Here is a 12,390-nt window from a genome sequence, read left to right on the forward strand (position 1 = left end):
CCTCTACTACGACGTCCCGATTCCACGGTTGCTTGCCGAGTGCATATTCAATTAGTATACCATTCATTTACGTTTGTGTAATGTCATGACACCTTTTTTTCGGTAAGTTCCTTCGTATATATTCAACTTGTATTCACTTCCCATCATCTCTTACTCATCCTGAGCTTCAACCAGTATGGTATATTCGTTCGATCTAGTCTCTCCTGAGCGTCGTTGTGCATTCCACTCATACGTGTAGAGGGCCGTCAAGGTCCCTTGCAGAATACCCGTTTGCTCAGGAGCAAGTTGAACAAGATAAGCAAATTCTTTTACCGATCCTGCGCCGAGCTCACCAATGTGAAGATACCTTGGAGTCGAATATTCGGGGACATTTAACTGCATCGGACCACTCTCCTGTCCCACCCATTTAGCTCCCTGAGGCAGAATATTGCCCAACTGCACGCGTGCAGGCAACGAACCCGTATTACTGACACTTACGTTGAAAGTGACCGTGCCTCCCTGCTCAACAATAGGGGGAAATACCTCCACATGAACCTGAATAACAGGCAATCTGACCTCCAGAACAGCTTCATTTGAGATAAGTCTGCGTTGAACTGTACGAGAATCCGGCAAGCGGAATGTGTATAGTAATACGGCGCGATTCACATAACTGTGTTGCGTGGAAGTCACTGCCCCAGCCACTTTGTTTTCCACCTGAGCCTCAAATTGAATATGTAGCTCGGAGCGGGCAGTTAATGTGCCCAGGTTTATCCCTGTATTGGGGTTCGAACCTGGACGTTTGACTCCGTTCCAGCTGAGACTACCTTCAACAAAGACCAGCGCCGCAGGCAAAACATCCTGTAGTTTGGCATCCACCGCATAATTGCTTTGGTTGGACACGGTGATATGATATTTCGCCGTATCTCCTGGTGTCGTTATTACAGGTGAGACCGTTTTGACAACAGAAATTTGAGGTTCAACAATAATCAGTGTGACCACATTGGAATATACAACTTCTTGTTTCCCCGCAGTAATGTATTTTAGGACAGCTTCACTTGATAATTGATCCGGCGCTTGCGAACCTGTCACCTGGGTTACAGTTACCTGTACTCGATACTGCACCCGAACCACACTTCCTGGCCCAATATCACCAAGATCAATTCCAGCATCCGGTGTGACTTGTGGTGCGAACATATCGTTAATCGTCACACTTGCCGGGATAAAGATGGCACCTTGGGGTAACCTCACTGTTAATACGGCATCTGTCGCCGCGGCAAACCCCGGATTGCTCACCAGCACCGTATACATCAAGATATCTCCAGCAAACGTGTTACTTCGGTCCACTTGCAAACTTACTTCGAGCCGCGATGTTTCGATACGAACTTCAACAACGTTGGACTTTTCCGTCCCGTTAACCGTTCTGCTCTCTGTTGTGACAAACTCATATTTCACTTCCGCCTGGTTCAATAGCGTGAGATTCTCAGGCACTCGCACAATAACGACTTGAAAATGATAGGTCAGCACTGCACCAGGTGCTATTTCTGAGGGAGGTAATCCCTGCGCGGGAGAGACTCCCGGCAACGGGATGCCATTCCTCAGCACGCTGTTCGGCAGAAGCGAGGTTTCCTGAGAGATCGGGTCTACCACACGGACAATTGCCGTGCGGTTTCCGGTGTTTACAATCTCAATCTGATAAGTCAGAGATTGGCCCAAGGCTGCTGTCGTTACATTGCATTGTTTGCTTACCTTGATCCTGGGGCCGATCCATGGTGTCACAACGGTGTTGGAATAAGCCACCTGTTCCAGTTCAGTCGTACCCGAGCTGAATCGAACCAGGGACTGATTCTTTAACCAGTGGGACAACGTACCTGGAATTTCGCTCATATCACCACAACCTCTACATTGAATGTAACTGTAGTAGAAGCTCCAGCAGCAATGGAACCTAAAGTTATACCCGTATTCGGATTACCCGTCGGTCTCGCCACACCGTTCACGACAACGCTCCCCGGCACAAATACAGTACCGACAGGTACCGGGTCGACCATGACCACGTTGTTCACCGTTTCGATGCCACTATTGGTCACAACTACCGTATAGGTGATTACATCACCAACGACAGCATCAATCGCACTAGTGCTCTTGGCAACAACTACATTTGGAGCTGATACAGGAATGATAAGTACATTGGATGATACCGTTCCCGATAGTACGCGACCGTCTGGCGGACTAAACGTATAGTTTGCGACTGCTTGGTTGCGGAGTTGCTGATTTTGAGGCAACGAATCGACTGTTACGCCCAGGGTGACCGTAACATTTACAGAGCCACCAGGAGGAATATTGCCTACGACGATACCCGTTTCGGGATTAGCCCCCGGCTGCGGAACACCATCGATCAGAACGCTGTTCGGGAGAAGCACCGCACCGGTTGGAATGTTATCTGTTAATGTAAGATTGGCAACAAGGTTACCGCTGTTGTTAATTGTAAATGAATACACGATGTCGTCACCAACCGTAGCGTTGGATGTGCTTGCTGTTTTGGAAACGGCAATAATGGGCTGATAGATCGGAGTAACAATCGTATTGGAATACGCTGCTCCGGAGAACACACCTGATGTAAAACTTACGGAAGACTGGCTGCTGACTTGCGGCGGTGTCGGAAGTGAGTTAACACGGACCGCGTAGGATACCGCAACCGACTCTCCCGGAGCCAGCGTACCGAGTGCAATGCCAAGTGCCGGGTTTGCCAAAGCCCGAGGTATGCCGTTAACCAGTACACTTCCCGTAACAAAAGTGGTCGCCGGATCAATCGGGTCTGTCAGGACGATATTATTGACTGGGTCTATACCACTGTTGGTCACAACCATCTCATAAACAATGGTGTCGCCTACGACGGCATCTGTAGAAGTTGTTGTTTTCACAACAGTGACATTCGGTGCAGAGACCTGAATGATCAGAGCGTTCGAAGTAATGCTTCCCCCAAGTGTTCTTCCATCCGGTAGCGTGTACGTAAAGGTTGCTGACGCCTGATTTGTAATGGACTGGCTTACGGGTAGCGTTGTGATGACGATTGAAAAAGTAACGATGGTCGTGGTGGATACCACACCAAGTGAAATTCCAGAAGCAGGGTCAGCGCCAGGCGCCGATGCCCCATTAATTACGACACTGTTCGGCACAAACTCTGTACCGGCAGGAATCGTATCCGTCAGTGTCACAGAAGCACCATAGTTTCCGGTATTTGTGACAGCAATGCTATAGATTACTGTATCCCCCACCGTGGCAATAGCTTGATCCCCTGTTTTGACTGCAGCCAAAATAGGCTGGTATACCGGGGTCGATACTGTATTGGAGAACGTAGTCGCAGAGAATGCTCCTGAGGTAAAACTTACCGTTGATTGATTGTTCAATACTGCTGGTGAAGGCAGACTCGTCACACTTACACTAAATACAACGGTTACGGTAGCTCCAGGTGCAATGGAACCCAAAGTAATGCCTGTGGAAGGATTTGCATTAGGACGAAGCACCCCATCCACAAAGACACCGCTAGGCGCGAGTACTGTACTTGCAGGCAAAGCATCGGTAAATATGACATTGCTGACATTGGCGATTCCATTGTTGGTCACTGCAATGCTGTAGGTTACGATATCACCCACAGAAGCGGCTGTGGACGTGGTAGATTTAACAACATTTACGTCAGGAGCCGACACCGGGATTGTCAGTACATTAGACAGTACGGATCTGTTGATAGTTCTCCCATCTGGCAAGGTGAACGATAAAGCAACTGAAGCCTGATTCACAAGTTGTTGCGGGCTTGGAAGTGTATCTATGACAACCGAAAAAGTAATCGTCGTTGTCGCTCCGGCTGCAACCGTCCCGGCAGAAATACCCGTTGTCGGACTGGCAGCTGGCAGTGGCTGACCATTGACGATAACACTGTTCGGCACAAGCACTGTGCCTGCAGGCAAATTATCGGTCAGGTTAATCTGCGCTCCATAATTCCCCTGATTATTCACACTAATCGTATAACTGACCGTATCACCTACGGTGGCATTCTGAGTACTGGCTGTTTTCTGAGCGACTAATACGGGCTGGAATACCGGAGTTAAGACGGTATTCGAGAACGTTGTACCCGAGAATGTTCCGGAAGTGAACGTAACCGTTGACCGATTACTCAACTGATTATTCGTAGGAATTCCGTTAACAATGACGCTAAATGTAACGGTTGCCGTTCCGCCTGGAGCAAGGGTACCTAGCGGTATTCCTCCTGACGGACTTGCTGCGGGTTGTGCCACACCATTTATCGTTACAGTGCCTGGAACAAATGAAGCCCCTGACGGAATCGGGTCTGAGAACTGCACACTGTTCACAGGCGCAATACCGCTATTAGTCACCAATACGGAATAAACAATAGTGTCACCTACGGTTGCAGCTGTAGATACCGTGCTTTTAACTACACTTACATTAGGCGATGAAACCGGAAAAGTAAGTGTGTTGGACGTTGCTGTTCCTGTCAACGTTCGCCCGTCAGGCGGCGTAAATGTAAACGTCGATGAAGCAAAATTGCTAAGTTGTTGCGGAGATGGCAAAGAATCCACAACAACCGCAAACGTTACAATGGCTGTTGCCCCTGCCGCTACAATACCTACCGGAATGCCAGCGCCTGGCGTAACTCCCGGCTGTGGTACACCCGAGACAACAACACTATTAGGCACAAGGGTTGTCGCTGCCGGGATCGTATCCGTTACGGTAACATTGGCTTGCAGATTTCCGGTATTGCTCACCGTTATCGTATAAACAACAGTATCTCCCACGGTAGCATTGATGGTGTTTGCCGTTTTGACTAGTGCAATTTGCGGCTGTATGACAGGGGTCTGTGTTGTATTGGAAGATGATGAACCCGAGAAAGAGCCGGAAGTAAAGCTGACCGTCGACTGATTGTTAATCTGGGAAGGGATCGGCATAGTTATCCTCACCTCAAAAGTTACGGTAACTTCAGCTCCCGGGGCCAAAGTACCGATTGGGATGCCGGCGGTCGGATTGGAGAGCGGTGAAGCAGCGCCGTTCACCAGGACACTTCCGGATATAAATGGGGTGTTCGAAGGCAGCGGATCGATAAAAATGACGTTATTCACAGCGGTGGTTCCATTATTTCGAATCACAGAAGTATAACGGATCACATCTCCAGACACCGCATAATCAGCATTATCCGTTTTAACAATGCTGACGTTCGGCAAGGACACCGGGATCGTAACCGTATTGGATGGAACAAAGCCTGCAATAACTCTTCCGCTCGGCAGTGTATAGTTATATGAGGCAACTGCCTGGTTAATTAACTGTCTTGGATCAGGCAGACTTGTGACGGTTGACAGAAAAGACAGCGTCACGGACGCTCCGGCAGCCAGTGTTCCCAGACTGATTCCTGTATTCGGACTCACACCTGGAGCCGGGTTTCCATTAATCAAAACACTGTTTGTCACAAATATGGCCCCAGCAGGAACAGGATCGGTCAGGGTAACGACTGCAGGAATATTGCCGGTATTGGTAATTTGAACATTGTAGTTGAATGTGTCTCCCACCGTCAGACTTGACGTACTTGCTGACTTCAGCACTTGAATGACCGGTTGATAGACGGGGGTGTTCACGGTTACTGATGAAGACACACCATTAAAGCTGCCTGAAGTAAAGGCGGCACTTGCCCTGTTACTCACGACACCTGATGAGGGAATAGCAGTAATTCTAGTCTGATACGTCACTGTGATACTAGCGGAATTACTCAAAGTCCCCAAGGCGATACCTGCGACAGGACTGGCATTACTTTGCACCACCCCGTTCACTGTAACCGTTCCCGCTATGAATTCGGAGCCGGCTGAAGGTATGTCGGAGAGCACCAGATTTTGTACAGCACCCCCACCAGCGTTTGTGATAACAACCCTGTATGTGAGAGCATCTCCAACTGTGCCATCTGTGGTGTTTACTGTTTTCGACAAGCTAATATTAGGTGCTGAAGCAGGGATACGGACGATATTGGAACTGGAGCTGCCAGATAGATTTCGGCCACTTGGAAGCTGATAGGTGTAAGTGGAGAACCCCTGATTTTCTAATACAGGTGGAGAAGGAATAGTAGTTAATGTGGCTCGGAATATTACAGTTGCGCTTCCTCCAGGCAAAATACTTCCCAGTGTAATCCCCGTCAGTGGACTTGTTCCTGGTCTAGCTGTGCCGTTAACCGTTACTGAATCCGGCACAAATGTAAGGCCCGCCGGAATCGTATCTGTCACATTGACTTGAGCCGCAATATTCCCTGTATTGCTGACAACGAGTGTATAAGCAAGCTGATCTCCCTGTGTTGCATTGGTCTGACTTGCCGATTTCACAATGTTAATCACAGGCTGATATACAGGTGTGGTTATTGAGTTGGAATTGGATATGCCTGTAAATGCTCCTGAACTGTAAGACACAGAGGCCCGGTTAAGAAGTGATCCTCCTGTTGGTACAGACTGCACACTTACTTGAAAAGTCACCGTTGCGGAGGTCCCTGCATTTAATGTTCCCAGAGCGATTCCGCTGGCGGGGTTAGCTGACGGCACACTTGTACCCCGAACCGTGACACTTCCAGGGACAAAGTTCAGCCCTGTTGGAAGACTATCTGACAATATTGCATTCGTGATTGGCTGTATGCCCCCGTTGGTCGTGACCACTGAATACGTGAAGGTCTCTCCGACAGCAACATCCGTAACCGTTGCTGTTTTGAGAACCGTCACATTCGGCAGAGTTACCGGGATGGTTAGTGTGTTTGATGCCGCTGAGCCCGTGATGGTTCTTCCGTCTGGTGAGTTAAACGAATACGAAGCAGTCGCCTGATCAACCAATGTGGGCGGTGTTGGCAGGTTGGTTACCAGCACTTGAAACGTAATGGTTGTCACACTCCCTGCTGCCAGTGTACCCAAATTGACACCCGCAGCAGGATTGGCTCCTGCCACCACCGTTCCATTGACACGGAAACTACCAGCTACATAGGAACTGCCAGCTGGGATATTATCAGCAATCGTCACACTTGCTCCTACATTTCCTCCATTCGTCACCTGAAGCGTATAGGTCACCTGATCGCCTACCGTTGCATTCGTGGTATTCGCTGATTTTACGATAGAGAGATTCGGTGAATATACAGGAAGTGTTGAATTATTAGAAGGAATAACCCCACTAATTACCGGACCACCAGCAACACTTTGAAAAGTAAATGCGGCATTCGCGGAATTGACGAGTTGTAATATACTTGTATCGTTTGTAATCTGAGCTCGGTAAGTGACGACAACACTGCTATTGAGCGCCAAAGAGCCTAAAGGTATACCTGATGTCACATCCAGTGTTGGCCTGGACACCCCGCCTACCGTAATGCTTCCAGGTACAAATGTTAAACCGGCAGGTAGCGTATCCGACAGAACCACACTGGCTGCACTAGCTGAGCCACCATTCGTAATGGTCGCTGTATACGTGACTGTATCTCCGGCAACTGCGCCCGTTGCTGTAAATGACTTCGCCACCGTAATCCGTGGTGCGTTAATATCGACCTGAATGGCGTTACCATTCACGATGTACGCATCGCCAGATGTGGTAAGTGTCAATACTGCTGAAGACTGATTGTTAATCAGCCTTGCTGACACATCCACATTGGTAATATCCCAGCCCTGACGTCCCCCGACGATATTGGTTCCGGGTGCTCCATTGATCTGGTTGCGAGTTCCAAAGGTACCTGTCGTATTCAGGGCACCTGTATCTCCATTAATCTGTGACGCAAAAAAATTGGCCGCTAGATTGTTGGGCCCGGACAAGGCGACTGAAGTTGCGGATGTCGCTCCAAATAACGCCTGATCTCCTGTGCGGTTCGCATCCCCCTCCTGCGCACTGAACAGCGCTCTGCCCCCCAAAGCTCCTGAGATGGGTGTTGCAAAGCCTGTAAGCGTCGTAACAACCGGTGCCGAACTCGCTTGAACCAGTACTCCTCCCGCACGTAAAGACATGTTACGAAAAGGTAGATTTCCATTTTGATAAATAACGCCCAGCGTCCAGCCTGCATGATTCGCTGTAGCATCATTGGTAATCACAATCGTTCCTACGACTCCCCCGGTGACATATGTACCTGCTCCCCCATTTTGTACAAGGGTGGTAACGTTAGCCGATCGGACATACCCCGCTGCGTTGTTGCCAAGGTCAAACTGATTATATGTGGCCGGATCAGGCGTAACACTGGTTGTGCCCGCAGGGGTAGTAAACGTAACCGGGTTATTGATTGCCGAACTGAGGTTAACCGTCCCGTTAATATAACTTCCGCCCCAGATCAACTCCGCATAAAGAACAGTACTTCCCGCAGGCAGAACCAGAATCGCTGCTGAACTGTTGCTTTGGTACAGACTGGTTGTACCTGCCGGGTACGTTCCATAAGTGGAAGCCGTATTAATCGTTGTAAATCCTCCGATACTGTCTTGCGTCCCTGGCACTCCTGCCGTGTCAGAACGGCTTAGTCCAAGTGTATTGCCCGTGAACGTAATTGCACCTGTAGCGTTGACAGTTGAACGAACGACAAGAGGAATGGATTTCACCTCCCCTTCAGCGGAAAATGGGAATTCTGCAACAGAGCCTGTTATCAGTCTATGATGCAAAGTCAGGGAATTTGTATGTCCACTTCCGAAAGTTTGGATATTCATTGGATTATTATGTAAGGTTTATTATCATGTTTAAAATTTTATCCCTTGCGTTTTGCCGATTCTATCTTATAATCTACTTATACGAGAGCAATCTGTCGTATCATTTTGATGCAGTCAGCGGTGATTTATGAACAGTTCAGCAGAACATAGCAGACATATTCCAAGAGAGTATGAGATCAAGCATTCCAAATGGTTACGTAAAATGCTTCATGCTTATTGGGTCGTTGTTATTGTACATTTTTTAGTTCAGATTGGTTGTTATCTTTTTTTGAAATATGATCGCGCCCCCCTGGATTTCATCGTAAACGTTTTATTTTGGCCCACAGTTTTAGCTGTTTTTTGTATTTTGCTCACCAGTTATATGGATCGAAAATTTCCTTCCTGTTCGTTCACTACAATGTCCATAACCAGTACAGTAATTGCCTGGACCATTATTCATGTTAATTACGACATTCGAATTATGCCAGCCATATGTCTTTTACCGATCTTTGCCTCTGTGTTGTTTTATGACAGCAAACGCGTTTGGTTCATTTTTTCATTACAAGTGGCAGGATATGGTCTTCTACTACTTGACCCGGTGTATCGTGCATATCTTAGCTCCTTTGACATGGTTTCCATTCCGATATTTCTGATCCTGGCCACCTATGTGGCACAAATCATTGTGACTACCGGCATCGAAGTACTGGACGATTTGCAGACAAGCATGAACGCCAAGGAAGACCTTATCGTCAGAAATGCCATCATTGCAAAACAGTCTAAAACAGACGGGTTAACGAATCTTTATAATCAGAGCTCGTTCAAAGATTATTATGAGAAGGCATTTGAGTACGCCAATCTCGGGATGAGTCTGCATTTGGCGCTGATCGATATTGATGATTTTAAAGTGATCAATGATACGTATGGTCATCGTGTGGGCGACATCATTTTGGAAAAGGTGTCCTTGATCATTCAGGAGAGCATCACGGCTAGTGACATTGCTGCGCGGTATGGCGGTGAAGAATTCGCTTTGTTAATGTTCGAACAATCCTTTGAACAAGCTTATGATCTGGTTGAACTTATCCGGCAAAAAATTTCATTAATGGGCCATCTGGAACTTGGGGGTGCTTCCATCACCGTAAGTATCGGCCTCAAAGGATACAACCTTGATTTGAGTAAAGATAAGTTGTTTGAAGATGTGGATGCTTGCCTGTATGCTGCCAAACGTACTGGTAAAAATAAAACCGTAACCTCACTAGTTCCAGCATGATGATTAATGAGAAAGTAAATTGAAAAAAGTTGTGTGGTGTACACCCGGTCAAACGGATCACCACACAACTTTTTTTGTTTTCATACGAATCTGCCTGTTTTTTTGAACTGTGGTTCTTTCTTTATTCTGTTGCCCACTCCCAGCGATGGCGATATTGCTCCAGCCTTGGATGGACCTCGTCAGACTGACCGTCAATAATGAGGCGAAGTTCCTTGATCCAATCGGTAAAGGAGTCAAAGGATGCCCATTGATTAGCCATTTCTAAAGTCATATACAGAAAAAGAGGTGACGGGTATTCCGCTTGAATATGTCTTAAGGCTGTATCAATCGGGGTATACTTTTTGCGCTTCCCCTCTAGTCCTTCCACCCGGATTGGTGCAGATGCGTGATCACGCCGCCATTCGTGAAGACGATCCTCTCTCTTGTAAAAGGATTGTACCGCGTCTCGGCTCATTCGTTTTACCGTGCTTTCATGTAATGGGTAAAGCACTAGCTGCTTGAAAGCTCTCGCATTCATAATCGTTGCTGCACGCTCAAGCTGTTCGTTCGTTACGTTCTCGAACGAGTCGTAGAAGATCAACGTGCCCTTGCGACTAGGCTGAACAGGCTCATAGCCAAAGGGTACGTTTGCATATTTTCCAGACAAGCGCCCCACCTCCCTTCTCAATTACCTCACTGTCCATGCACACCTGCCTTAATGCTCAAGTGACTCCCCACTTCATAGTACTATTATATGCTAATCCTCGTTTTCCAACTCGAAATAAAATGTGACTCTGTTCTTGCCCGCACGTTTGGATCTATATAGTGCCTCGTCTGCCATTCGAATAATCTCACTCGGATTGTTACTATTCGTCGGATACTCCGCTCCTCCAATACTGCATCCAATATGAACTCGCTCATACTCAATAATGAATGGTTTGTTCAGAGTTTGAATAATATCTTGCGCATACTCCATCGCTTCCTGCCGCGGATCATCCAAGGCTGAGCGAAGTACAATCAGGAATTCATCACCGCCAAGCCGAACCGTTATACCATCCTCATGACTTAGGGCTGTAAGTCGCTGAGCAACTTTTTGCAGTAAAACATCCCCCGTCTGATGTCCCAGCGAATCGTTCACACTTTTGAAACCGTCCAGATCCAGATAGAGAAAAGTTAACGTATGATCCTCGCTCTCCATCTCCAGAGTTTCCTCAAGATACGTCTCTAGGGCTGTGCGGTTCTTCAATCCGGTCAGCTGATCATAATGTGCAAGATTCTGCATCACAACCAGTTCCGAGTCTTTATTCATGATCGAAGAAACCATGTTTCGTAGTGACCGTGACAATGCCTCAATTTCCTTCAGCCCTTTGGTCTCGGGGATGTCAATATTTTCTCCTGCACCAAGACGATCTGCAACACGGGTTAATCGAACCAGTGGAGCCGAGATGAGTCTGGAGAGAAGCCACCCAATCGGCGCAAACAAAAGCATCACAACGATGCCCGCACCGATGTTAAACCACATCAGATCAACAACGGAGGAAAAAGCTGCAGATTTACCCTGACGGATGATAATGGTCCAACCCAGTCCCGGATAATCTTTATATCCCTGGCTATAGGCTAAACCGGTAACATATTCCTTGCCATCCGGCCACTTTTCAGTGGACCAGCTGCTTTTACTGTTCTGATGATTTTCAATCTCTTCTAGTGCAAGTGGTTTACCTACCCACTCTTTGGGGCCGAGAAGCACAGTGTGCTCTTTTTTGCTAACGATAAAGAATTCAATATCTTTCTCCTCACGTTGTAAGGGAACGAGTACGGAAGCCTCGACTTCTTTGGCCCACGCCCAACTGAGATGTGCTGCTAATACACCATGAATCTGTCCATCACTATCCTTAAGCGGGAAGCTGATATCTACAAATTGCAATGGCTCTCCCGATGGATTAGGCAATAGTTTGGCGAGCAGCACCGCATTATGTACGTCTCCAATAAATTTACCCTTGATTCCTTCCTGGTACACAGGCCGCTCCGATAAATCTTCGCCTAAAAGTATTCCGTCTGTAGCGGCTAGCACTTTTCCTTTTGGATCCATGAATCCAACCCATGAAAAAGAGGGGAAACTATTTTGCAGCTGATCCAACAGCATTTGAATATCCTTGTGATTAAATTCATCATTCATAGATGCCATGTTGCCCAAAAGATTCATTTCACCAGAACGAGAGTACATGAAACGATCCAGCTTGTCCACGGTCTGTAGAGCCGTGCTTTCCAAAGAGTGCCCGATTTCGGTTTCCACCGCATCAAATGATTTTTGGCTGAAAACATAACCAATGGTTAAGATAACAAACAGAGATAACACAGCGAAAATGACGGTGAGCACCGTTCTAAGTTTAAATGACATAATTCCTCCTGCACATACGGTGAACCGCTCTTACAATCTCAATCATCCACAGCTCTGCGCTGCAAAATGATAAGAAATAGCTCTCACTT

Annotated in this window: 5 protein-coding genes; 1 reads left to right on the top strand and 4 read right to left on the bottom strand. The window is 47.4% G+C overall.

Annotated features, from left to right (window positions below):
• Positions 1–150: 150 nt before the first annotated feature.
• Entirely contained in the window at positions 151–1,863 is a 1,713-nt protein-coding gene (locus tag BLQ13_RS13535) for a DUF11 domain-containing protein (protein WP_090920587.1), read from the bottom strand.
• Entirely contained in the window at positions 1,860–8,573 is a 6,714-nt protein-coding gene (locus BLQ13_RS13540) for a DUF7507 domain-containing protein (RefSeq protein ID WP_090921110.1), read from the bottom strand. The genes BLQ13_RS13535 and BLQ13_RS13540 overlap by 4 nt, the downstream gene beginning before the upstream one ends.
• A gap of 232 nt (positions 8,574–8,805) precedes the next feature.
• On the opposite strand from BLQ13_RS13540, the gene BLQ13_RS13545 reads away from it, so the two are divergent.
• Positions 8,806–9,924, top strand: a complete 1,119-nt coding sequence (locus BLQ13_RS13545) for a GGDEF domain-containing protein (RefSeq protein WP_090920590.1) — start codon at positions 8,806–8,808, stop codon at positions 9,922–9,924.
• Between the two features lie 121 nt (positions 9,925–10,045).
• On the opposite strand, the gene BLQ13_RS13550 is transcribed toward BLQ13_RS13545, so the two are convergent.
• Positions 10,046–10,570 (bottom strand): hypothetical protein, encoded by a 525-nt coding sequence (locus BLQ13_RS13550; RefSeq protein WP_090920593.1) that lies wholly within the window; start codon positions 10,568–10,570, stop codon positions 10,046–10,048.
• Positions 10,571–10,660: 90 nt separating this feature from the next.
• The gene (locus BLQ13_RS13555) at positions 10,661–12,301 is read right to left on the bottom strand and encodes a sensor domain-containing diguanylate cyclase (protein WP_090920596.1); all 1,641 of its coding nucleotides are present in this window, start codon (positions 12,299–12,301) and stop codon (positions 10,661–10,663) included.
• Positions 12,302–12,390: the final 89 nt, after the last annotated feature.

The organism is Paenibacillus polysaccharolyticus, from assembly GCF_900102085.1.
GTDB classification, from domain to species: Bacteria; Bacillota; Bacilli; order Paenibacillales; family Paenibacillaceae; genus Paenibacillus; species Paenibacillus polysaccharolyticus.